The 24188-nt window shown below is 50.9% G+C and carries 15 protein-coding genes; 11 read left to right on the forward strand and 4 right to left on the reverse strand.

All coding sequences use genetic code 11. From position 1 onward, the window contains the following. Window positions 1–96 precede the first annotated feature (96 nt). The 9 genes from ACJHYW_RS14325 to ACJHYW_RS14365 all read left to right on the forward strand — a co-directional run bounded on the left by ACJHYW_RS14325 (window position 97) and on the right by ACJHYW_RS14365 (window position 19393). Window positions 97–3897: a DUF4132 domain-containing protein gene (locus tag ACJHYW_RS14325; RefSeq protein WP_001215675.1), complete on the forward strand. Its 3801-nt coding sequence runs from the start codon at window positions 97–99 to the stop codon at window positions 3895–3897. A 12-nt stretch (window positions 3898–3909) separates the two neighbouring features. Further along, entirely contained in the window at window positions 3910–7704 is a 3795-nt protein-coding gene (locus tag ACJHYW_RS14330; RefSeq protein WP_061092861.1) for a DUF4132 domain-containing protein, read from the forward strand. 9 nt (window positions 7705–7713) lie between these two features. Then, entirely contained in the window at window positions 7714–11346 is a 3633-nt protein-coding gene (gene yehI, locus ACJHYW_RS14335; protein WP_000356813.1) for a DUF4132 domain-containing protein YehI, read from the forward strand. A gap of 60 nt (window positions 11347–11406) precedes the next feature. After that, entirely contained in the window at window positions 11407–11727 is a 321-nt protein-coding gene (yehK, locus tag ACJHYW_RS14340; RefSeq protein ID WP_000636920.1) for a protein YehK, read from the forward strand. Between the two features lie 575 nt (window positions 11728–12302). Next, complete coding sequence (locus ACJHYW_RS14345; protein WP_001361588.1) at window positions 12303–13391, forward strand: ATP-binding protein; 1089 nt, start codon at window positions 12303–12305, stop codon at window positions 13389–13391. Window positions 13392–13401: 10 nt separating this feature from the next. Continuing rightward, the gene (locus ACJHYW_RS14350; RefSeq protein ID WP_001294431.1) at window positions 13402–15681 is read left to right on the forward strand and encodes a DUF5682 family protein; all 2280 of its coding nucleotides are present in this window, start codon (window positions 13402–13404) and stop codon (window positions 15679–15681) included. Next, window positions 15674–16810, forward strand: coding sequence for a vWA domain-containing protein (locus ACJHYW_RS14355; protein ID WP_001292746.1), 1137 nt, complete (start codon window positions 15674–15676; stop codon window positions 16808–16810). The genes ACJHYW_RS14350 and ACJHYW_RS14355 overlap by 8 nt, the downstream gene beginning before the upstream one ends. Continuing rightward, the gene (locus tag ACJHYW_RS14360; protein ID WP_001361589.1) at window positions 16807–18807 is read left to right on the forward strand and encodes an SWIM zinc finger family protein; all 2001 of its coding nucleotides are present in this window, start codon (window positions 16807–16809) and stop codon (window positions 18805–18807) included. The genes ACJHYW_RS14355 and ACJHYW_RS14360 overlap by 4 nt, the downstream gene beginning before the upstream one ends. A gap of 124 nt (window positions 18808–18931) precedes the next feature. Continuing rightward, on the forward strand, window positions 18932–19393 hold the full coding sequence (locus ACJHYW_RS14365) for a YehR family lipoprotein (RefSeq protein ID WP_001296231.1): 462 nt from the start codon (window positions 18932–18934) through the stop codon (window positions 19391–19393). A gap of 40 nt (window positions 19394–19433) precedes the next feature. Here ACJHYW_RS14365 and ACJHYW_RS14370 read toward each other — a convergent pair whose 3' ends face one another. From ACJHYW_RS14370 to btsS, 3 genes are read right to left on the reverse strand one after another with little or no spacing between them, the layout of a single operon-like run. Next, window positions 19434–19904 carry a DUF1456 family protein gene (locus ACJHYW_RS14370; protein WP_001361590.1) on the reverse strand — a complete coding sequence of 157 codons (471 nt, stop codon included), beginning with the start codon at window positions 19902–19904 and terminating at the stop codon, window positions 19434–19436. 46 nt (window positions 19905–19950) lie between these two features. After that, window positions 19951–20670 (reverse strand): two-component system response regulator BtsR, encoded by a 720-nt coding sequence (gene btsR, locus ACJHYW_RS14375; RefSeq protein ID WP_001308766.1) that lies wholly within the window; start codon window positions 20668–20670, stop codon window positions 19951–19953. Then, complete coding sequence (gene btsS, locus ACJHYW_RS14380) at window positions 20667–22352, reverse strand: two-component regulatory system sensor histidine kinase BtsS (RefSeq protein WP_001334139.1); 1686 nt, start codon at window positions 22350–22352, stop codon at window positions 20667–20669. Before btsS ends, btsR begins: the two co-directional genes overlap by 4 nt. A 221-nt stretch (window positions 22353–22573) precedes the next feature. Here btsS and mlrA point away from each other — a divergent pair, with 221 nt between their 5' ends. Further along, window positions 22574–23305 carry an HTH-type transcriptional regulator MlrA gene (gene mlrA / locus ACJHYW_RS14385; RefSeq protein ID WP_001240398.1) on the forward strand — a complete coding sequence of 244 codons (732 nt, stop codon included), beginning with the start codon at window positions 22574–22576 and terminating at the stop codon, window positions 23303–23305. Between the two features lie 59 nt (window positions 23306–23364). After that, a complete protein-coding gene (locus tag ACJHYW_RS14390; protein ID WP_001216963.1) occupies window positions 23365–23472 on the forward strand; it encodes a protein YohO in 108 nt (35 codons plus the stop codon). Here ACJHYW_RS14390 and yehW read toward each other — a convergent pair. Then, window positions 23453–24184 (reverse strand): glycine betaine ABC transporter permease YehW, encoded by a 732-nt coding sequence (gene yehW / locus ACJHYW_RS14395; RefSeq protein WP_000783133.1) that lies wholly within the window; start codon window positions 24182–24184, stop codon window positions 23453–23455. The genes ACJHYW_RS14390 and yehW overlap by 20 nt on opposite strands. Window positions 24185–24188 lie beyond the last annotated feature (4 nt).

Below are 24188 nucleotides of genomic sequence, written 5' to 3' on the forward strand. Positions count from 1 at the left end.
TTCCTAAAGTTGTTTTCTTGCGATTTTGTCTCTCTCTAACCCGCATAAATACTGGTAGCATCTGCATTCAACTGGATAAAATTACAGGGATGCAGAATGAGACACTTTATCTATCAGGACAAAAAATCACATAAATTCTGGGCGGTGGAGCAGCAAGGCAACGAGTTACATATCAGTTGGGGCAAAGTCGGCACTAACGGGCAAAACCAGGTAAAAAGCTTTGCTGATGCTGCGGCAGCGGCAAAAGCGGAGCTTAAGCTGATCGCGGAGAAAACGAAAAAAGGCTATGTGGAAAATGCTTCAGCAAACGTGCATATCCCCCCCATCACCAAAGCCACTCCTGAAGTTAAAACTCCCCCTGTGAGTCAAAATAAACACCCATGGCTGGCTGATGATGCAGTCATTCCTGTCACTGACGATATTAATCGATTTGCTTTTCCACATCGCTCTCGCCCCAGAGAGATCAATTATCTGCACAAAGATGGTCAAATATGGCAGCGCATTGCGAATAACACCAGGGCATATGACCCCGACAATAATTACCGCTCTTATCCTGAAAACTGGCAGCAAGCGTTTGCCGAGTTACAAAGTCGAATTCTGGACAATCAACAAACAGGGAGTGCGCAATCTGATGCGGCATTGCTCTGGAGTTTTTGGAACTCTTACTCTGCAGATGAACTGGTCGATGACTTAGTCATTCGCTGTGGTCTGGAAAGTGCCGTTGAAATCGCCCTTTTTGCTCTTCAACTCAAATATAAACCAGTAAAAGGCGCAGTCACCACCATCATTCCACCTGGTCACAAAGCAGAATCGCTACCGAGTTGGCATCAACGTCTATGTCATCATCTTTCACTCGCTTCAGAAGATGAGTGGCAACGCTGTGTGAATAAAGTGCTTACTGCTATTCCGACGCTATCCCCAGCACGGCAACCTTTTGCGGCGTTACTGCTCCCTGAACGCCCGGATATTGCCAATGCTATGGCTCTACGTTACGCAGACCAAAACGTTCCGGCGATGACCTGGTTAAGACTGGTAGTAACCGATGATGCCGCTCTGACTGCAGCAGAAAAATACGACTTCCCACCGTTATATCGTGATTTTCGCGCTTATCTGGCAATGTTGCTGGCAAATAATGGGGTGAGCGGTGTAAGCCGGATACTTACTGAGTTTGTGGAAGAGCATTCTGACAATCCCACTTATCTCTTCGAGCGCATCAGCGAGACTGAAGATCTTGTCAAATGGTTATGGAAAACGAATCACCCGGATGCGATTCAAATTCTGATCCTCGGTGTAATTGGCAAGAAAAAGCACCTGGAATACTTAAGCAAAGCCTGTCAAAAACATCCCGCTGCGGCTATTGCCGCTTATGCAACTTTGCTGGCAATACATGAAGATGCACAGTGGCGCAACGCGCTTGTCAAACTGGTTACCGTCACGCCAGAGTTGGTATGTGACGTCATTCCCTGGGTTAATGCTAAAGCGGCAGGCATCTTATCTGAATGTCGTCCGCAGCCAGTAGCTGAAGAATGTGAATATGCCACTGTGGATATGTTGCCGGAGCTGTTTGTTTCGCCGCCCTGGATGACCAAAGAGAAAAAGAAAAATACGCCTGTGTTTGATCTTCCAGTGCTTCCAGTTCCTTCTGTTTCTGATGTCACTCCCGAGATTGCCAAAAGACTAACCCGTACTTACCTTGTCACCCGCTTCCAGCAAATAGCCCAACAGCAGGCGACAAAACAAACATTGTTTACCGACCTGCCGCCGATAAAAAAAGCAAGCTGGGAGAAACACTTAATACCGCTTACACCGGAGCAACAAATACTGTGGCATCTTGGTTTTGAAAAATGGCGGGAAAGCGGAGAAAAAATCTACGAAAAAATTCCGGCGCCACAAAGCGCCGTTGATGCCCTGCTACGCTTCGATTTTCCAGCACTCAATGCTGAATTTGTGCAATACCATAACAATGCATACAAAAGCTGGAATCTCATTGCCCTCTGTTACCTGCCTGGTCAACAGGCCATTTCTTTTCTTAACCAGATAGTCAAAGAAGATAACTACTCTGATGAGGGAAATATTCTGGCAATTTTTGGTAGCGCCGCCATACCTGCATTTATGACCTGCCTGCAACGTGATCCACGACGTCTGTGCTTCTTCCCCTTTTTCCTCGGTGTCAGTGACCTGGCCTTACCGATGGCGCAACAATTACAGAAAAAAATGTCTTATGACGATGCGCGAAACTGGCTGACTGATTACCCGCGCCATGCCGCCGCCGGACTGCTTCCTGTAGCACTGGGTAAACACTGCCAAAATCGGGAATATGCCCGCCAGGCGCTCCGCCTGCTGGTGAATTTAAACCAACGAGAAACGATTGAGGAAATCGCCCGGGGGTATAACCAACCAGATGTTTTAGCTGCGCTGGCAACATTGTTCGATAGCGACCCACTGGAAGAATATCCTGCAAAAATCGCCCCATTGCCCGGCTTTTATCAGTTCACCTTATGGCGCAGACCACGGCTTAAAAGTAACAATCTGCCTCTGTCCGATGACGCTATGCGCCACCTGGGCACTATGTTGAGCTTCCCTCGCGACATTACCGCCTACGCTGGACTGGATATCATTAGAGAAATCTTCACCCGGGAATCACTGGCTGACTTTGGCTGGGATCTCTACACGGCATGGATGGAATCTGGCGCGCCCGCAAAAGAAAACTGGGCATTTACCTCGCTGGGGATTTTAGGCAATAACGACACCGCGCGTAAACTAACCCCGCTTATCCGGGCCTGGCCGGGTGAATCCCAGCATAAACGCGCGGTTTCTGGGCTCGATGTGTTAGCCAGTATCGGTAGCGATATTGCGCTGATGCTGCTTAATGGCATTGCACAAAAAATTAAATTCAAAGCATTGCAGGAACATGCCCGCGACAAAATCAATATGGTCGCCGAAAATCGCGGATTGACAATGGCCGAACTGGAAGACCGCCTGGCTCCAGATTTAGGGCTTGATATCAACGGCTCGCTGATACTTGATTTCGGCCCACGTCAATTCACCGTTGGTTTTGACGAAACCTTAAAACCTGTAGTGCGCGATGCAAACGGCAAGGTCCTGAAAGATTTACCCAAACCAAATCAGAGCGATGATAAAACACTGGCAACTGACGCCGTTAACCTCTTTAAACAATTGAAGAAAGATGTTCGTGCTATCGCCAGCCAGCAAATTACCCGTCTGGAACAGGCTATGTGCCAGCGCAGACGCTGGACGACAGAGCAGTTCCGCCTGTTCATGGTGGAGCACCCACTGGTACGTCACTTAACCCGACGACTGTTATGGGGGGTATATACTGAGGAAAACACGCTGATTGCCTGCTTCCGGGTCGCAGAAGACAGCACTTACAGCGATATGCAGGATGAGCTATTCACGCTACCAGCAGGAAACATCGGTATTCCGCATATGCTGGAAATCCCCCCTGAATCTGCCGCTGCATTCAGGCAAATTTACGCTGATTACGAACTGCTCCCCCCCTTCCAACAGCTCGATCGTGGTAGTTATCGTCTTGCTGATAATGAACGGAATACCCACGAACTGACACGCTGGAGCGGACGCCTTTGCCAGGCAGGGCGCATTGTCGGGCTAGAGCGCCGAGGTTGGCAACGTCTGGAAGAAAGCGGCAGCGTCTATGCGATGCGCAAATCTACTCCTTATGGCGATCTCGAACTTGAAACAGAACATTTTTCATTAATTTATGGCGAAACAGGTTATGGCGACCTGTTACCTGTTGAAAGCGTAAAAATCACCTCGCCAGATGATCGCTACGGTAAACAACCTTTACTTACTTTTTCCATGCTCGACGACATCACCGCCAGCGAGCTGATTAACGACATTGAATCATTGTTTGATTAAAAGGATTTAGCAATGAAAACCTATATTTATCAGGACGAAAAATCACATAAATTCTGGGCAGTGGAGCAACAGGGAAACGAGCTGCATATTAGTTGGGGCAAAGTCAGTACCAACGGGCAAAGCCAGGTAAAAAGCTTTGCTGATGCTGCGGCGGCGGAAAAAGCGGAACTGAGGCTGATTGCGGAGAAGATGAAGAAGGGGTATGTGGAGCAAGCGAAGGATAATTCTTTGCAACCTTCCCAAACGGTAACGGATTCTCTCAAGGTAGCGGCCTTATCCACCATTATTCAGGAACAACCCTTTTGCGTAGCAGAAGCCCGTGTGGCTGACAAAAATACAGATGATGTTTTACCGTGGCTGGCGAAAGATATTGCTGTCGTTTTTCCGCCCGAAGTTGTACACACCACGTTAAGCCATCGCCGCTTTCCCGGAGTTCCTGTTCAGCAAGCAGACAACTTGACCCAGTTACGTCGCTTAGCCTGTAGCGTGTCGCAACGGGATAATAAAACAGCCACATTTGACTTCAGCGCCTGTTCTTTAGTATGGCAAAACACCGTCGCCCAGGCGATCAGTCAGATCGACTGCCTGAAAACAACACAGTTACCATCACCAGTAATGGCTGTACTCACGGCACTTGAAATGAAATGCACAAGATATAAAGTGCGTGAGGATGTTATGGATCAGATCATTCAGGAAGGCGGTCTGGAATATGCTACTGATGTAATAATACACCTTCAACAGATTGATATTGAATGGAATTATGCGAATAATATCATTATTATTCTGCCGTCTGGCATTGCACCTGATAACTTGCAGCAATATTCCAGTTTTGAATTACGCCTACGGAAACATTTATCACTGGCGGAAGAGTCTCTCTGGCAAAAATGTGCACAAAAACTTATTGCCGCAATTCCACATATTCCAGAATGGCGGCAACCATTAATTGCTTTGTTATTACCCGAAAAACCAGAAATTGCACATGAAATTGCCCAGCGTCTACTGGGGAAAAAAAAATTACCCTCGCTTGAGTGGCTAAAAATAGTGGCGACTGATGAGCACATTCTTGCCTCATTAGAAAAATATCACGAGCCATATGCCATTTTTGATGATTACTATTGTGGTGCGATATGGTCAGCCACCGTATTACAGGAGCAAGGTGTTGCAGCCCTGCCCCGATTTGCTCCCTATGCCGCAAGTGACTACTGCGCCGATGTGTTGCGTCATATCAATCATCCGTTCGCATTAACACTGCTTATACGTGTAGCCGGGCATACTAAACGCTGTCACGATCGAATGACGAAAGCCTGCGCTGCGTTCCCACACGCAGCACTGGCAGCACTGGCGGAACTTCTAGTGCAAAAAGAAGAGAATAGTTGGCGCATTATGCTAATGACGATGCTTATCTCGCAACCAGCACTGGCAGAACAGGTCATTCCCTGGCTTTCGACACCCGCAGCTGCAGTGCTGAAATCATGCCAGCAACAACTGACACAGCCATCAAACCATGCCAGCACCGATCTACTGCCGGCCATAGTAGTCTCCCCACCATGGCTTTCGAAAAAGAAAAAATCGTCGATTCCGGTGCTTGATTTAGCACCATTAGGCATTGAGCCAATCAGTTATCTGACAGAAGAAATCAGTAATCAACTTTTGGCGAAATATATCTGGTATTCAAAACACATCACGGTTAGTCATGAAGAAAGTACTGCCAATCTGTTGGCAAGGATGGGTTTTCAACGACGGATCGCTGGTACATATATTAAAGCTCCCGAAGCGGTAGTTGAGGCATGGCTAAATGAAGATTATTCAACCTTAATAAGTGAATTTAAGGTGTTTCATTCACCTACCGGGCATTATTGGCATTTGGGGATTTTGACAACATTGCCGCTGGAGAAAGCAATAAGAGCATGGAATGCCCTTACTCTATCTCCGCATACCGATACCGAATACGCCATGTTACATTTTGGACTCAAAGGATTACCTGGGTTAGTAAACTCACTTGCACGTTATCCACAGGAAGCCTTGCCCATAACGAATTACTTCGCAGCGAGTGAGCTGGCTCCTGCCGTCGCCCGCGCCTTCAACAAACTCAAAACCCTACGACAAGACGCCCGCACCTGGCTGCTGAAATACCCGGAACACGCCATTACCGGCCTGCTACCTTCGGCGCTCGGCAAAGCCGGTGAAGCACAGGATAACGCCCGCGCTGCCTTGCGTATGCTTATCGAAAACGATCATCAGCCATTACTGCAAGAAATCGCCCGGCGTTATAACCAGCCGGAAGTAACAGATGCGGTGAACGCTATGCTTGCGCTCGATCCCTTAGATAATCACCCGACAAAAATCCCCACTCTTCCGGCCTTTTATCAGCCATCGATCTGGACCCGCCCGGTATTAAAAGCAAATGCCCAATCACTGCCAGATAACGCCCTCCTCCACCTCGGTGAAATGCTCCGCTTCCCTCAGGAAGAGGCTCTGTATCCGGGATTATTGCAGGTGAAAGATGCCTGTACCGCCGACTCACTGGCTGAATTTGCCTGGGATCTGTTTACCGCCTGGCAGACCGCTGGCGCACCGTCGAAAGAAAGTTGGGCGTTCACTGCGTTAGGCGTTCTCGGTAACGATGACACCGCCCGCAAACTGACGCCATTAATCCGCGCCTGGCCTGGCGAATCTCAGCATAAACGTGCCACCGTTGGGTTGGATATTCTCGCTGCTATCGGCAGCGATATCGCCCTGATGCAGCTTAACGGCATCGCCCAGAAACTGAAATTCAAAGCATTACAGGAGCGAGCAAAAGAAAAAATTGCCGACATTGCCGAAAGCCGCGAACTCACAGTGGCAGAACTTGAAGATCGGTTAGCACCGGATCTCGGTCTGGATGATAACGGTTCGCTGCTGCTGGATTTCGGGCCACGGCAGTTCACCGTCAGCTTTGATGAAACCTTAAAACCGTTTGTGCGTGATGCTTCCGGCAGCCGCCTGAAAGACTTGCCTAAACCGAACAAAAGCGATGATGAAACCCAAGCGAACGATGCAGTTAACCGCTACAAACTGTTGAAAAAAGATGCGCGTACCGTTGCCGCCCAGCAGGTAGCAAGGCTGGAATCCGCCATGTGCCTACGCCGCCGCTGGTCGCCGGAAAACTTCCAGCTATTCCTGGTTGAGCATCCGCTGGTTCGCCACTTAACCCGCCGTCTGATTTGGGGCGTTTATAGCACCGAAAACGAGCTACTGGCCTGTTTCCGGGTGGCAGAAGATAACAGCTACAGCACCGCTGACGATGATCTTTTCACCCTGCCGGAAGGCGATATCTCTATTGGTATTCCTCACGTTCTGGAAATATCACCGACGGATGCCGCCGCCTTTGGTCAGCTTTTTGCCGACTACGAACTTTTACCGCCGTTCCGTCAGCTCGACCGCAACAGTTATGCCCTGACTGAAGTCGAACGCAACGCCAGCGAACTAACCCGCTGGGCAGGCAGAAAATGCCCGAGCGGTCGGGTTATGGGGCTGTCGAATAAAGGCTGGGTGCGTGGTGAACCGCAGGACGGTGGCTGGATCGGCTGGATGATCAAACCTCTGGGCCGCTGGTCATTAATCATGGAAATCGATGAAGGATTTGCAGTTGGTATGTCGCCAGCCGAACTCAGTGCCGAGCAACTCTTAAGCAAGCTGTGGCTATGGGAAGGCAAAGCAGAAAGCTATGGCTGGGGGAGTCATTCAACACAGGAAGCGCAGTTCTCCGCACTCGATGACATCACCGCCAGCGAGTTGATTAACGATATTGAAGCCCTGTTTGAATAAGGAAAGAACATGGACAAGGAATTACCGTGGCTGGCGGATAACGCCCAACTGGAACTGAAATATAAAAAAGGCAAAACACCACTCAGCCATCGCAATTGGCCGGGAGAACCGGTGCCTGTTATCACTGAAAGCCTCATCCAGACACTGGGTGATAAATTGCTACACATTGCTGAGAAGAAAAAAAACATTGTCTGGCGTTATGAAAATTTTTCACTGGAATGGCAGTCCGCCATCACGCAGGCCATCAACTTGATCGGCGAGCACAAACCCTCAGTTCCGGCCCGGACAATGGCGGCGCTAGCCTGTATCGCGCAAAATGACAGCCAACAGTTGCTCGACGAAATCGTCCAACAAGAGGGACTGGAATATGCGACTGAGGTGGTGATTGCACGCCAGTTTATTGCACAGTGTTATGAGAGTGATCCTCTGCTAGTGACATTGCAGTATCAGAACGAGGATTATGGCTATGGTTATCGCTCAGAAACCTATAACGAATTCGATCTCCGACTGCGTAAGCATCTCTCTCTGGCAGAGGAAAGCTGCTGGCAGCGTTGCGCCGACAAACTCATTGCCGCACTGCCAGGACTACCCCAAGTTCGCCGTCCTTTTATTGCGCTGATCCTCCCGGAAAAACCAGAAATCGCCAATGAGTTGGTAGGCCTTGAATGCCCGTGGACTCATTTTCATTCTAAGGAGTGGTTAAAAGTTGTTGCTACTGACCACAGGGCAGTGGGAAAACTCGAACGCTACTGGAGCCAGGATATATTTAGCGATCGCGAAGCCAGCTACATGTCGCATGAAAACCACTTCGGCTACGCGGCCTGCGCCGCCCTTTTGCGCGAACAAGGAATTGCAGCCGTTCCACGCCTCGCGATGTATGCCCATAAAGAAGATTGCGGCAGTCTGCTGGTACAAATTAACCATCCGCAGGTCATCCGTACCCTGCTGTTAGTTGCTGATAAAAATAAACCCAGCCTGCAACGTGTGGCTAAATACAGTAAAAACTTCCCCCATGCGACGCTTGCCGCACTGGCAGAGCTTCTGGCGTTAAAAGAACCGCCTGCACGCCCTGGTTATCCAATCATCGAAGACAAAAAGCTGCCTGCACAGCAAAAAGCTCGAGATGAATACTGGCGTACGCTGTTACAAACGCTGATGGCATCGCAGCCACAACTGGCAGAAGAGGTGATGCCGTGGTTAAGTACTCAAGCCCAGGCAGTGCTGAATAGTTATTTATCGGCACCGCCCAAAACGGTTATTGATAGCACCGATAACATCCAAATGCCTGAAATCCTCGTTTCACCACCGTGGCGTAGTAAGAAAAAAATGACAGTTCCACGTCTTGATTTGGCACCGTTCGAATTAACGCCGCAAGTTTACTGGCAACCAGGCGAACGAGAGAGGCTTGCCGCCACTGAGTCTGCCCGTTATTTCAGCACGGAATCTCTTGCGGAACGCATGGAACAAAAAAGTGGACGAGTTGTATTACAGGAGCTGGGTTTTGGAGATGATGTATGGCTGTTTTTGAATTATATACTCCCCGGAAAACTGGATGCTGCACGCAATTCACTCATTGTTCAGTGGCATTACTACCCAGGGCGGGTTGAAGAGATCATGAATGGCTGGAGCTCCCCGGAAGCTCAATTAGCAGAACAGGCGCTTCGCAACGGTCACGTAGAAGTGTTAATTAACATATGGGAAAATGACAGCTACTCACGCTATCGTCGGGAAAAGAGTATCTGGAACCTGTATTTATTGGCGCAGTTGCCGCGTGAGATGGCTTTGACTTTCTGGCTACGTATCAATGAGAAAAAGCATCTGTCTGCGGGTGAGGACTATTTTCTCAGTATCTTCGGATTGGATGCTCTACCAGGTCTGCTGTTGGCTTTTTCACATCGTCCAAAAGAAACATTTCCATTAATTTTAAATTTCGGCGCAACAGAACTGGCCCTGCCCGTTGCCCGCGTCTGGCGACGTTTCGCGGCGCAGCGTGATCTGGCTCGCCAGTGGATTTTACATTGGCCGGAACATACAGCTACTGCACTTATCCCTCTTGTCTTCACCAAATCCAGCGATAATAGCGAAGCTGCATTACTTGCCCTGCGTTTACTTTACGAACAGGGACATGGCGAATTACTGCAAACCGTGGCAAACCGCTGGCAGCATACAGATGTATGGCCTGCCCTGGAGCAATTACTTAAACAGGGTCCAATGGACATTTACCCGGCACGCATTCCCAAAGCCCCTGATTTCTGGCATCCGACAATGTGGTCCAGACCGAGACTTATCACGAATAATCAGCCTGTTACCGATGATGCTCTGGAAATTATCGGCGACATGCTGCGCTTTACCCAGGGCGGACGTTTTTATTGCGGGCTGGAACAACTGAAAACGTTCTGCCAGCCACAAACGCTGGCAGCTTTTGCCTGGGATCTCTTCACCGCGTGGCAACAAGTTGGCGCCCCCGCAAAAGACAACTGGGCATTTCTGGCGTTAAGTCTCTTCGGTGACGAAAGCACGGCTCGGGATCTGACAACACAGATCCTCGCCTGGCCACAGGAAGGCAAATCTGCCCGTGCCGTCAGTGGCCTGAACATACTTACTCAGATGAATAATGATATGGCGCTGATACAGCTGCATCATATATCGCAACGGGCGAAATCCCGCCCCTTACGTGATAACGCGGCGGAATTTCTTCAGGTGGTCGCAGAAAATCGTAGGCTAAGCCAGGAACAGTTAGCGGACAGATTAGTCCCAACACTGGGTCTTGATGATCCGCAGGCGTTGAGTTTTGATTTTGGTCCACGGCAATTTACCGTTCGCTTTGATGAAAACCTTAACCCGGTTATCTTTGATCAGCAAAACGTTCGCCAGAAAAGCGTTCCCCGGTTGCGCGCCGATGACGATCAACTGAAAGCGCCCGAGGCACTGGCCCGACTAAAAGGGCTAAAAAAAGATGCGACTCAGGTGAGCAAAAACCTGCTCCCGCGTCTTGAAACGGCCCTACGCACCACCCGACGCTGGTCGCTGGCAGATTTTCATACTCTGTTTGTTAATCATCCCTTTACCCGCCTGGTTACTCAGCGATTAATATGGGGCGTGTATCCGGCAAATGAACCGCGTCGTTTACTCAACGCCTTTCGTGTGGCCGCAGAGGGGGAGTTCTGCAATGCACAAGATGAGCCCATTGACCTGCCTGCGGATGCTTTGATTGGCATTGCCCACCCGTTAGAAATGACAGCAGAAATGCGCAGTGAATTTGCACAGCTTTTTGCCGATTACGAAATTATGCCGCCTTTTCGCCAGTTGACGAGGCGCACAGTGCTGCTCACGCCTGACGAGTCAGCCAGTAACAGCCTGACTCGCTGGGAAGGTAAATCCGCTACCGTTGGGCAACTTATGGGAATGCGATACAAAGGCTGGGAGTCAGGCTATGAGGACGCATTTGTCTATGACCTGGGCGAGTACCGGCTGGTCCTTAAGTTTTCATCCGGTTTTAACCACTACAATGTTGATAGCAAAGCGCTAATGAGCTTCCGTTCTCTTCATGTATACCGTGACAATAAATCTGTCACTTTTGCCGAACTTGATGTGTTTGATTTGAGTGAAGCGTTAAGCGCACCCGACGTCATTTTCCATTAAACCACAGCGGGCAGTGATGCGACTGCCCGTTATTAACACGACCTGCCACCGGGAAAAGCGATGATCGTGCAAAAAGAGCTGGTCGCTATTTATGATTATGAAGTCCCTGTACCTGAAGATCCGTTTTCCTTCAGACTTGAGATCCATAAATGCTCTGAATTATTTACAGGTTCCATCTACCGGCTGGAGCGATTCCGGCTACATCCAACATTTCATCAACGTGATCGAGAGGATATCGACCCGCTAATAAATGATGCGTTGATTTATATAAGAGATGAGTTTATTGATGAGCGAAAATTACGGGGCGAATCACCAGAAATGGTAATAGCCATTTTTAATCGTGAACTACAGAATATATTCAACCAAGAAATAGAAAAATAGCTTTATTAAAGAGGGAGACGGTATTCCCCCTTAGATGCGTTTCAATTTGCCCGTTACTTCAACAAATCAATCAACCGTAACAGAGCCACTAATAACTCCAGTACGGCAATGAGCACAGTTAACTTTTGTGTCAGCGTGTCCATCCGCTCTCCTTATTAAGGAGCGCAACACCAGCACCTTACCCTTACACTGCCTGTCGATACTGGTTTACGTATGTTGGACCACGATGTTGCACTCCGGATCAGGGCACTACCTGCGGCACCACCCGTCCGGTAGCCATGACTTGAAATGGGTTCGATCCGGCGCAACGTCCCAACAGTCAGGATTATAAATCTCATTATCTTAATTGCAACGGGGTCCACCGATGGTTATAATTCGTTCGTTGGAACACGATGTTGCACAGGCTGCGGCGTTGGGCCTGAAAATAGTAAATAAAAGAACCTGCCTCACCAGCAGGTTTTTTTATTTACTGTGATCTGCTTTCCAGATATTTTCCGCTCAAACAACTAATGCGCCAAACATTTATTGCGCGTAAAATATCGTTTATTTCATTAATACATTTCAGGGATGAATATATGTCACCGCAGAATAATCATCTGCAGCGTCCGCCTGCCGCTGTGTTATACGCCGATGAACTGGCAAAATTAAAACAAAATGATCACGCACCTTGCCCGCCCGGTTGGCAGTTAAGTTTGCCTGCGGCCCGTGCTTTTATCCTTGGCGACGAAGCGCAAAATATTAGCCGTAAAGTCGTGATCAGTCCCTCCGCTGTCGAACGCATGTTAGTCACTCTCGCTACCGGGCGCGGTTTGATGTTGGTGGGGGAACCTGGCACCGCAAAATCGCTCCTGTCTGAATTACTGGCAACCGCTATTAGCGGCGATGCCGGGTTAACCATCCAGGGCGGCGCATCTACCACCGAAGATCAAATCAAGTACGGCTGGAACTACGCTCTGCTTATCAATCATGGTCCATCAACGGAAGCGCTGGTCCCTGCCCCGCTTTACCAGGGAATGCGCGACGGCAAAATCGTCCGTTTTGAAGAAATAACGCGTACACCGCTGGAAGTGCAGGACTGTCTGTTAGGTATGCTTTCTGACAGGGTGATGACGGTGCCGGAACTCACCGGTGAAGCCAGTCAGCTCTATGCGCGGGAAGGCTTTAATATTATTGCCACTGCCAATACCCGCGATCGCGGCGTCAATGAAATGAGTGCTGCGCTAAAGCGTCGTTTCGATTTTGAAACTGTCTTTCCGATTATGGATTTCGCTCAGGAGCTGGAGCTTGTCGCCAGTGCTTCGGCGCGTTTGCTGGCCCATAGCGGTATTCCGCATAAAGTGCCTGACGCGGTACTGGAGTTACTGGTCCGCACCTTCCGCGATCTGCGTGCCAACGGCGAAAAGAAAACGTCAATGGATACACTAACAGCGATTATGTCCACCGCTGAAGCCGTGAACGTGGCCCACGCTGTGGGCGTCCGCGCCTGGTTTTTAGCGAATCGCGCAGGTGAGCCAGCCGATCTGGTGGACTGTATTGCCGGAACCATCGTCAAAGATAACGAAGAAGATCGCGCTCGTCTGCGCCGTTACTTCGAACAGCGAGTCGCCACACATAAAGAAGCTCACTGGCAGGCTTATTATCAAGCCCGCCACCGCCTGCCGTGAGGAAAGATGCATGAGCGAGCCGTTAATTGTCGGCATCCGGCATCATAGCCCGGCCTGCGCCCGGCTGGTGAAATCGTTAATCGAAAGCCAGCGGCCACGATACGTGTTGATTGAAGGCCCGGCTGATTTTAATGACCGGGTAGACGAACTGTTTTTAGCCCACCAGCTTCCGGTAGCTATTTACAGTTATTGCCAGTATCAGGACGGTACGGCCCCCGGGCGCGGTGCCTGGACGCCATTTGCTGAATTTTCACCGGAGTGGCAGGCGCTACAAGCCGCACGTCGTATTCAGGCACAAACTTACTTCATCGATTTACCTTGCTGGGCGCAGAGTGAAGAAGATGACGATTCGCCTGATACGCAAGAGGAAAGCCAGACCTTGCTGCTGCGTGCCACCCGCATGGATAACAGCGACACCCTGTGGGATCACTTGTTCGAAGATGAAAGCCAGCAAACTGCATTACCCTCTGCGCTGGCGCACTATTTTGCACAACTGCGGGGCGATTCCCCCGGAGATGCTCTCAATCGTCAGCGCGAAGCCTTTATGGCCCGCTGGATTGCATGGGCGATGCAGCAAAACAATGGCGACGTGTTAGTCGTCTGCGGCGGCTGGCATGCTCCGGCACTGGCAAAGATGTGGCGCGAATACACGCAGGAAATTAACACGCCGGAATTGCCCTCGCTGGCAGATGTCGTTACAGGTTGTTATCTCACCCCCTACAGTGAAAAGCGCCTTGATGTGCTGGCAGGATACCTTTCCGGTATGCCTGCCCCGGTCTGGCAAAACTGGTGCTGGCGGTGGGGCTTGCAGCAGGCAGGTGAACAACTGCTGAAAACGGTTCTTACCCGTTTGCGCCAGCACCACTTGCCTGCTTCAACAGCGGATATGGCTGCCGCTCATCTGCATGCGATGGCACTGGCACAGTTGCGCGGTCATACACTACCGTTACGCACTGACTGGCTGGATGCCATAGCAGGCTCGCTGATTAAAGAAGCCCTGAATGCGCCGTTGCCGTGGAGCTATCGCGGCGTTATTCATCCCGATACCGATCCGATTCTGCTAACGTTGATAGACACATTAGCGGGTGACGGATTCGGTAAACTTGCCCCTTCTACGCCACAACCGCCTCTGCCAAAAGATGTCACCTGCGAACTGGAACGTACCGCAATCTCTCTTCCGGCGGAGCTTACCTTAAATCGCTTTAACCCCAATGGACTAGCGCAAAGTCAGGTGTTACATCGGCTGGCAATACTGGAGATCCCAGGGATTGTACGCCAGCAGGGAAGCACACTGACACTTGCAGGCAACGGTGAAGAACGCTGGAAATTAACCCGCCCGCTTAGCCAGCATGCGGCATTGATTGAGGCCGCCTGCTTTGGTGCAACACTCCAGGAAGCCGCACGCCATAAATTAGAAGCCGATATGCTGGACGCGGGTGGAATCGGCAGTATCACCACATGTCTTAGCCAGGCGGCGTTAGCGGGTCTGGCGTCCTTCAGTCAGCAATTACTGGAACAACTCACATTATTAATCGCCCAAGAAAATCAGTTTGCCGAAATGGGCCAGGCGCTGGAAGTGCTTTACGCCTTGTGGCAGCTCGATGAAATCAGCGGTATGCAAGGCGCGCAGATATTACAAACGACGTTATGCGCGGCTATCGATCGCACGCTGTGGCTGTGTGAATCTAACGGCAGACCGGATGAAAAGGAGTTTCACGCTCACCTGCATAGCTGGCAAGCGCTTTGCCATATCCTGCGCGATCTACATAGCGGCGTTAATTTACCCGGCGTTTCTCTTTCTGCGGCGGTAGCCTTACTGGAGCGACGCAGTCAGGCGATTCATGCCCCGGCGCTGGATCGCGGCGCGGCTCTTGGCGCACTAATGCGTCTGGAACATCCCAACGCCAGTGCCGAAGCGGCGCTGACGATGCTGGCGCAGTTATCCCCGGCACAATCCGGCGAGGCGCTGCACGGTTTGCTGGCGCTGGCCCGCCATCAACTGGCCTGTCAGCTGGCATTTATCGCCGGTTTCAGTAGTCATTTAAATCAACTGAGTGACGACGATTTTATTAACGCCCTGCCCGATTTACGCGCGGCGATGGCCTGGCTACCACCACGAGAACGCGGGACGCTGGCGCATCAGGTGCTTGAGCATTACCAGCTCGCACAGCTTCCCATTTCAGCGCTGCAAATGCCGTTGCATTGTCCACCGCAAGCCATTGCACATCATCAACAACTCGAACAGCAGGCACTGGCATCGCTGCAACACTGGGGAGTTTTCCATGTCTGAACTGAACGATCTTCTGACCACCTGTGAGCTACAACGCTGGCGATTAATTCTTGGCGAAGCGGCAGAAACGACCCTTTGTGGGCTGGATGACAATGCCCGGCAGATAGACCACGCGCTGGAGTGGCTGTATGGGCGCGATCCTGAACGGCTCCAGCGTGGTGAACGCTCTGGTGGATTAGGTGGCTCAAATCTCACCACCCCTGAGTGGATCAACAGTATTCACACACTGTTTCCGCAACAGGTGATTGAGCGACTGGAAAGCGATGCCGTACTGCGCTACGGCATTGAAGATGTGGTGACGAATCTCGACGTACTGGAACGTATGCAGCCTTCTGAAAGCCTGCTACGCGCCGTTTTGCACACCAAACATCTGATGAATCCCGAAGTACTGGCTGCCGCCCGCCAGATAGTGCGCCAGGTTGTTGAAGAAATTATGGCTCGACTGGCAAAGGAAGTTCGTCAGGCTTTTTCTGGTGTCCGCGATCGCCGTCGCCGCTCATTTATTCCACTGGCGCGAAACTTTGATTTCAAAAGTACTCTGCGCGCCAACCTGCAACACTGGCACCCGCAACACGGCAAGTTGTATATCGAATCCCCCCGCTTTAACAGCCGCATTAAACGCCAAAGCGAACAATGGCAACTGGTCTTACTGGTTGATCAAAGCGGATCAATGGTGGACTCGGTGATCCACTCCGCAGTGATGGCGGCCTGTTTATGGCAGTTACCCGGTATTCGTACCCATCTGGTGGCGTTTGACACCAGCGTCGTCGATCTCACGGCAGACGTTGCTGATCCGGTAGAATTATTAATGAAAGTGCAATTAGGCGGCGGGACCAATATCGCCAGTGCTGTGGAATATGGTCGGCAACTTATTGAACAACCAGCGAAAAGCGTCATCATCCTCGTGAGCGATTTTTATGAAGGGGGTTCATCATCATTGCTGACGCATCAGGTGAAAAAGTGTGTCCAGAGCGGCATCAAAGTGCTGGGGCTGGCAGCGCTCGACAGCACCGCAACGCCTTGCTATGACCGCGATATGGCCCAGGCGCTGGTTAATGTTGGCGCACAAATAGCCGCAATGACACCGGGTGAACTGGCTACCTGGCTTGCGGAGAATTTGCAGTCATGAATTCACTACGTCCGGAATTATTAGAACTCACGCCGCAGGCCCTGACGGCGTTAAGCAATGCCGGTTTTGTTAAGCGCAGTCTTAAGGAACTGGAAAATGGCAACGTCCCGGAAATCAGCCATGAGAACGGCGCTTTAATCGCCACCTTCAGTGACGGTGTCCGTACCCAACTGGCGAGCGGTCAGGCACTGAAAGAGGCTCAGTGCAGCTGCGGGGCCAACGGCATGTGCCGCCATCGCGTGATGCTGGTTTTAAGTTATCAGCGACTTTGCGCCACCACCCAGCCTACGGAAAAAGAAGAAGAGTGGGATCCGGCAATCTGGCTGGAAGAACTGGCTACCCTGCCCGATGCCACCCGCAAACGCGCACAGACACTGGTCGCTAAAGGCATCACCATTGAGTTGTTCTGTACGCCGGGCGAAATTCCCTCTGCCCGCTTACCGATGAGCGATGTACGTTTTTATTCCCGCAGCAGCATTCGTTTCGCACGCTGTGATTGTATTGAAGGCACGCTGTGTGAACACGTAGCACTGGCTGTGCAGGCCTTCGTCGAGGCCAAAACTCAGCAAGCGGAATTTACTCATTTAATCTGGCAGATGCGCAGCGAACACGTCACATCATCTGACGATCCGTTTGCCAACGATGAGGGCGACGCGTGTCGTCAATATGTTCAGCAATTAAGCCAGGCGTTATGGCTTGGCGGCATCAGCCAGCCGCTTATTCATTACGAGGCTGCTTTCAGCCGCGCGCAGCAAGCGGCGGAACGCTGCAACTGGCGCTGGGTAAGTGAATCACTACGACAGCTACGGGCAAGCGTTGATGCCTTCCACGCCCGCGCCAGTCACTATCATGCCGGAGAATGCTTACGTCAGCTTGCGGCATTAAACAGTCGATTAAATTGCGCACAAGAGATGGCGCGGCGCGACAGTGTTGGTGAAGTTCCTCCTGTGCCGTGGCGCACGGTCGTTGGCGCTGGCATTGCCGGAGAAGCAAAGCTTGATCATCTGCGGCTGGTGTCTTTAGGTATGCGTTGCTGGCAGGATATTGAACAGTATGGTTTACGCATCTGGTTCACCGATCCCGACACCGGCAGTATTTTGCACCTTTCGCGTAGTTGGCCGAGAAGCGAACAAGAAAACGCTCCCGCGGCAAAACGTCGGCTGTTTAGTTTTCAGGCTGGCGCACTGGCAGGTGGGCAAATTGTTTCACAAGCAGCGCGTCGCAGTGCCGAAGGCGAACTGCTGTTCGCGACCCGTAACCGCTTGAGTAGTGTTGTGCCGCTGTCGCCAGATGCCTGGCAAATGTTGAGCGCGCCGTTGCGCCAGCCGGGCATTGTGGCTTTGCGGGAATATTTACGCCAGCGTCCCCCCGCCTGCATACGGCCTCTTAATCAGGTGGATAACTTATTTATTCTGCCGGTCGCTGAGTGTATTTCACTCGGTTGGGATAGCAGCCGCCAGACGCTGGATGCGGAGGTAATCAGCGGCGAAGGTGAAGATAACGTGCTGACATTATCCCTACCAGCCTCTGCCTGTTCGCCCTTTGCTGTTGAACGCATGGCAGCTCTGTTACAACAAACAGAGGACCCCGTGAGTCTGGTTTCTGGCTTTGTCAGCTTTGTAGAGGGGCAATTGACACTGGAACCACGGGTGATGATGACAAAAACCCGCGCCTGGGCGCTGGACGCAGAAACTGCGCCTGTGGCACCGCTACCTTCTGCCAGCGTTCTGCCTGTGCCGTCTACCGCTCATCAGTTGCTGATGCGCTGCCAGGCGTTACTTATTCAACTGCTCCATAACGGCTGGCGCTATCAGGAACAGAGTGCTATTGGTCAGGCAGAGTTGCTGGCGAATGACCTCACCGCGGTGGGTTTTTATCGGCTGGCACATGTGTTGGCACAATTTCGTAATACAGAAAGCGAGGCACGGGTAGAAGCAATGAATAACGGTGTTTTGATTTGCGAACAATTATTCCCCATGCTTCAGCAACAAGGATGAAATAGTGCTTTTTACTAAGAGTTCTACTCCAGTTCCGGACTGCTCACGCCACAGTATTAGGCATATCCTATATAGCCCCTGGTGAGAGTCACCAGTTCCTTGATTAAATAAAATGGAGTTTTACATGAAGGCTTTCAATAAGCTGTTTTCCCTTGTGGTAGCATCTGTTCTGGTTTTCTCTCTTGCTGGCTGCGGTGACAAAGAAGAATCGAAGAAATTCAGCGCCAATCTGAACGGCACTGAAATTGCCATTACCTATGTCTACAAAGGTGACAAGGTGCTTAAGCAATCTTCTGAAACCAAAATTCAATTTGCCTCCATTGGTGCAACCACCAAAGAAGATGCCGCCAGGACACTTGAGCCGTTAAGCGCCAAATACAAAAACATCGCGGGTGTTGAAGAAAAATTAACCTATACCGATACCTACGCGCAGGAAAACGTGACTATTGATATGGAAAAAGTGGATTTTAAAGCCCTGCAGGGTATTTCAGGAATCAACGTTTCTGCTGAAGATGCCAAAAAAGGTATCACTATGGCGCAAATGGAACTGGTGATGAAAGCCGCTGGTTTTAAAGAAGTGAAATAATCTGTCGGCGGCCATGTTTCGCATGGCCGCCATACCCGTCTTAGCTTTTCTTCACATGCTGGCGCGCTGCCAGTCCACGCAGAAAATAACGTAAAAATTGATCGCCGCATTCGCGGAAGTTTTTATGATCCGGTGCACGCATCATCGCCGTAATTTCCGGCATCGAAACGCGGAACTGCTGTTCGGTGAGGATTGCCAGAATGTCATCGGTTTTAAGCGAAAACGCGATGCGTAATTTTTTCAGCACGATGTTGTTATTAATGCGACGTTCCGGCTCCAGTGCCGGAGCAGACTCATCCTTGCCGCGTTTTTCATAAATCAGGCAATTGAGGAATGAAGACAAAACAATGTCCGGACAACGCTGAAAACCCTCTTCGTCTTCTTTACGTAGCCAGACGGCGATCTGTTCCGCGGTGGCTTCGACATTACCCAGCGCCAGAATACGCACCAGGTCATTATTATTGGCTTTCAAAATGTAGCGCACGCTGCGCAGAATATCGTTACTTAGCATGAGGCCTTCAGGTGTTGATGAGGCAAAAAGCCATTTTAGCAGTCTTTTACAGGCCAATCGCCTCTTTTAAGCTTTTCAGATAACGGCGGCTGACCGGCACGGTTAAGCCATTACGCAAAATCAACTCGGCCTGACCGTTATCTTCCAGACGAATCTCCTGTAAATGCGCGAGGTTAACCAGATACTGACGATGGCAGCGCAGTAGTGGTGTACGACTCTCCAGGGTACGTAATGTCAGTTCGGTAAAGCCCTCTTTCCCTTCGTGACTGGTAACGTAGACACCGCTCATCCGACTGCTGACAAATGCCACATCTTTCATTTGCAGCAAATAAATCCGACTATGCCCCGTACAAGGGATAAATTTCAGCGCCTGTTGATTTTCCGGTAACAACGAAACATCCTGCTTGCTGCGCTCCAGACGCAATCGCGCCAGCGTTTTCTCCAGTCGCGCTTCATCAATTGGCTTCAGCAGATAATCAAAGGCATGTTCTTCAAAGGCTTTAATGGCGTATTCGTCAAACGCGGTGAGAAAAACAATATACGGGCGATGTTCCGGGTCGAGCATCCCCACCATTTCCAGACCACTGATGCGCGGCATCTGGATATCGAGAAACAGCACATCCGGGCGCAGTTTATGCACCGCGCCGATCCCTTCTACGGCGTTTGAACACTCTCCAACGATTTCAATATCGCTCTGCTCCTGCAAAAATACGCGCAGGTTCTCCCGTGCTAACGGTTCATCATCGACAATTAAGACTTTAATCATGCCTCGTCCCTCCATGGTAGTCGTAACGTTATTCGGGTGTAACTATCAGGCTCACAGGCGACGCTTATCCCATAGTCATCGCCAAACCGTTCACGTAAACGCTTATCCACCAGATTCATCCCCAGCCCACTGGCATTGGTTACCGGTTGATACAAACCTGCATTGTCTTCGATCTCCAGCATCAAATGTTGCCCCTCACGTCGGGCGCTGATTGCCACTCGCCCTGTATCCAGCAGTTGTGATGTCCCATGTTTAATGGCGTTTTCCACTATCGGTTGCAGGGTAAACGCGGGCAATTGCTGCTGGGATAATTCTTGCGGAATAGCAATGTTGACCTGCAACCGCGACTGGAAGCGCGCCTTTTCAATTTGCAGATAAGCGTTCACATGTTCAATTTCGTCGGCGAGAGTAACAAACTCCGAAGGCCGCTTTAAGTTTTTGCGGAAAAAAGTGGAAAGATACTGCACCAGCTGGCTGGCCTGTTCGCTGTCGCGGCGGATCACCGCTTTAATGGTGTTAAGCGCATTAAACAAAAAATGGGGATTCACCTGGGCGTGAAGCAGTTTGATCTCTGACTGGGTGAGCATCGCTTTTTGCCGCTCATATTGCCCGGCGAGGATCTGTGCCGAAAGCAGTTGCGCAATCCCCTCACCCAGCGTGCGATTGATTGAACTGAATAAACGGTTTTTGGCTTCATACAATTTGATGGTACCCATCACTCGCTGATTTTCACCACGCAACGGAATGACCAGCGTCGACCCCAGTTTGCATTGCGGATGCAAAGAGCAACGGTAAGGCACTTCGTTGCCATCAGCGTAGACCACTTCACCGGTTTCAATCGCTTTTAAGGTATAAGTTGAAGAAATCGGTTTGCCGGGTAAATGGTGGTCGTCACCAATTCCGGTAAAGGCCAGCAATTTCTCTCGATCGGTAATCGCGACTGCACCAATATCCAGCTCCTGATACAGCACCTGTGCCACTTTCATGCTGTTCTCTTCGTTAAACCCCTGGCGCAAAATGCCTTCCGTCGAGGCCGCCACTTTCAGCGCAGTGGCAGAAAAAGCCGAAGTGTATTTTTCAAACATCGCGCGTTTATCGAGCAATATACGCATAAACAGTGCCGCGCCGACGGTATTGGTGACCATCATTGGCGCAGCAATATTACTCACCAGACGCACCGCATCTTCATAAGGTCGGGCGATCGCCAGGATGATCAACATTTGCACCATTTCAGCGACGAACGTAACGGCACCGGCGGTAATGGGGTTAAAGACTTTATCAGTGCGCCCGCGACGGATCAGGATGCTGTGTACCAGGCCGCCGAGCAATCCTTCAACGATGGTCGAGATCATGCAACTTAGCGCGGTCATGCCCCCCATCGAATATCGATGTAACCCGCCGGTCAGACCAACCAGCCCACCGACGACCGGACCGCCGAGTAAGCCGCCCATTACCGCGCCTATCGCACGGGTATTGGCAATAGAATCGTCAATGTGCAACCCAAACCAGGTGCCCATGATGCAGAAGATGGAAAAGACGATGTAGCAGAGAAATTTATGCGGCAGACGAACCGTGACCTGCATTAGCGGTATGAATAATGGCGTTTTACTCATTAACCACGCAATGACTAAAAAAACGCACATCTGCTGAAGCAGCAGCAACACCAGATTAAAATCGTACATACCCGCAAACCACACTTCCCTTTAAAACGCGTAACATACATTGCCTGCGTTTAACTTTCTTTGAACTCTTGCAGAAAAATGAGAATTCGTGAGTACGATCACTCAAAATCGCCTGGCAAAAATAAAATCACCCTATAGATGCACAAAAAACGGGCAAAACTACCTGGTTCGCAAAACTGCGTCTAAAGTTAAACCGGGACCTCGCGAGCAAGGGTGAGACGATGGCGCTTTACACAATTGGTGAAGTGGCGTTGCTTTGTGATATTAACCCTGTCACGTTACGCGCGTGGCAGAGGCGTTACGGATTGCTGAAACCGCAACGGACAGACGGCGGTCATCGGCTGTTCAACGATGCCGATATTGACCGGATCCGCGAGATCAAACGCTGGATCGACAACGGCGTGCAGGTCAGCAAAGTAAAAATGCTGCTCAGTAATGAAAATGTTGATGTGCAGAACGGCTGGCGCGATCAGCAAGAAACATTACTGACTTACCTGCAAAGCGGCAATCTGCATAGCCTGCGAACGTGGATCAAAGAGCGCGGTCAGGATTACCCCGCCCAGACACTCACCACACATCTGTTTATTCCTCTGCGCCGACGACTTCAGTGTCAACAACCGACTCTCCAGGCGCTGCTAGCGATCCTCGACGGCGTACTGATCAACTACATCGCCATCTGTCTGGCTTCGGCACGTAAAAAACAGGGTAAAGATGCGCTGGTGGTTGGCTGGAATATTCACGATACCACCCGTCTGTGGCTGGAGGGCTGGATTGCCAGTCAACAAGGATGGCGCATTGATGTCCTCGCCCACTCGCTCAATCAACTACGCCCTGAACTGTTCGAAGGCCGTACATTGCTGGTGTGGTGCGGTGAAAATCGAACCTCCGCCCAACAGCAGCAACTCACCAGTTGGCAGGAACAAGGCCATGATATTTTCCCACTCGGCATTTAATGATTCGTTAACAAATGCGCTTTACTGTACAATCCTTTCGTTAACATAAGGAGTGCATTATGCGCATAGCTAAAATTGGGGTCATCGCCCTGTTCCTGTTTATGGCGTTAGGCGGAATTGGTGGCGTCATGCTCGCAGGTTATACCTTTATTTTGCGTGCTGGCTGAACGCCTGCACCAGCCTTTCAAACAGGCGGTCTGCGATGATCGCCGCCAGTGCCACCAGTAACGCCCCCTGGATCACATACGCGGTATTAAATCCGCTAAGCCCGATGATGATCGGCATACCCAGCGTGCTGGCCCCTACCGTTGAGGCGATCGTCGCCGTACCAATGTTGATAATCACCGAAGTTCGCACGCCCGCCAGAATCACCGGAGCCGCCAGCGGTAGCTCGACCTTACGCAGTCGCTGACCACGACTCATTCCCATACCTTTCGCAACTTCTGTCACGCTGGCATCAATCGCTCCCAGCCCGGCAAGTGTCGCCTGCAGGACGGGCAGCACGCCGTAAAGGATCAAGGCGATAATCGCGGGTTGCAGACCAAAGCCGATCACCGGAACGGCAATCGCCAGCACCGCGACGGGCGGAAAAGTCTGCCCAACGGCGGCAATAGTTTCCACCAGTGGGCGAAATTCCGCGCCCCACGGGCGAGTAACAATAATTCCTGCACCAGTGCCAATGATCACCGCAAACAAACTCGAAATTCCCACCAGCCAGAAATGAGCCAGTGCCAGAGCTGCAAAACTTTCTTGCTGATAAACGGGGCGTGGCAGTTGTGGGAACAAGGCAGCAAACAGCGGCTGGCTGTAAGGCAGCCAGAAAATCAGTGCCACAAACAAAGCAATGAGCCAGAACAGCGGATCGCGCAACATCTTCATACGT

It is taken from the genome of Escherichia sp. WS3063 (assembly GCF_046486595.1).
Taxonomy (GTDB): Bacteria; Pseudomonadota; Gammaproteobacteria; order Enterobacterales; family Enterobacteriaceae; genus Escherichia; species Escherichia coli.

What these genes read in the sequence shown, in the direction of transcription:
- ACJHYW_RS14325 (WP_001215675.1), top strand. Translation starts at nt 97, where the DNA reads ATGAGACACTTTATCTATCAGGACAAAAAATCACATAAATTCTGGGCG.
- ACJHYW_RS14330 (WP_061092861.1), top strand. Translation starts at nt 3,910, where the DNA reads ATGAAAACCTATATTTATCAGGACGAAAAATCACATAAATTCTGGGCA.
- yehI (WP_000356813.1), top strand. Translation starts at nt 7,714, where the DNA reads ATGGACAAGGAATTACCGTGGCTGGCGGATAACGCCCAACTGGAACTG.
- yehK (WP_000636920.1), top strand. Translation starts at nt 11,407, where the DNA reads ATGATCGTGCAAAAAGAGCTGGTCGCTATTTATGATTATGAAGTCCCT.
- ACJHYW_RS14345 (WP_001361588.1), top strand. Translation starts at nt 12,303, where the DNA reads ATGTCACCGCAGAATAATCATCTGCAGCGTCCGCCTGCCGCTGTGTTA.
- ACJHYW_RS14350 (WP_001294431.1), top strand. Translation starts at nt 13,402, where the DNA reads ATGAGCGAGCCGTTAATTGTCGGCATCCGGCATCATAGCCCGGCCTGC.
- ACJHYW_RS14355 (WP_001292746.1), top strand. Translation starts at nt 15,674, where the DNA reads ATGTCTGAACTGAACGATCTTCTGACCACCTGTGAGCTACAACGCTGG.
- ACJHYW_RS14360 (WP_001361589.1), top strand. Translation starts at nt 16,807, where the DNA reads ATGAATTCACTACGTCCGGAATTATTAGAACTCACGCCGCAGGCCCTG.
- ACJHYW_RS14365 (WP_001296231.1), top strand. Translation starts at nt 18,932, where the DNA reads ATGAAGGCTTTCAATAAGCTGTTTTCCCTTGTGGTAGCATCTGTTCTG.
- ACJHYW_RS14370 (WP_001361590.1), bottom strand. Translation starts at nt 19,904, where the DNA reads ATGCTAAGTAACGATATTCTGCGCAGCGTGCGCTACATTTTGAAAGCC.
- btsR (WP_001308766.1), bottom strand. Translation starts at nt 20,670, where the DNA reads ATGATTAAAGTCTTAATTGTCGATGATGAACCGTTAGCACGGGAGAAC.
- btsS (WP_001334139.1), bottom strand. Translation starts at nt 22,352, where the DNA reads ATGTACGATTTTAATCTGGTGTTGCTGCTGCTTCAGCAGATGTGCGTT.
- mlrA (WP_001240398.1), top strand. Translation starts at nt 22,574, where the DNA reads ATGGCGCTTTACACAATTGGTGAAGTGGCGTTGCTTTGTGATATTAAC.
- ACJHYW_RS14390 (WP_001216963.1), top strand. Translation starts at nt 23,365, where the DNA reads ATGCGCATAGCTAAAATTGGGGTCATCGCCCTGTTCCTGTTTATGGCG.
- yehW (WP_000783133.1), bottom strand. Translation starts at nt 24,184, where the DNA reads ATGAAGATGTTGCGCGATCCGCTGTTCTGGCTCATTGCTTTGTTTGTG.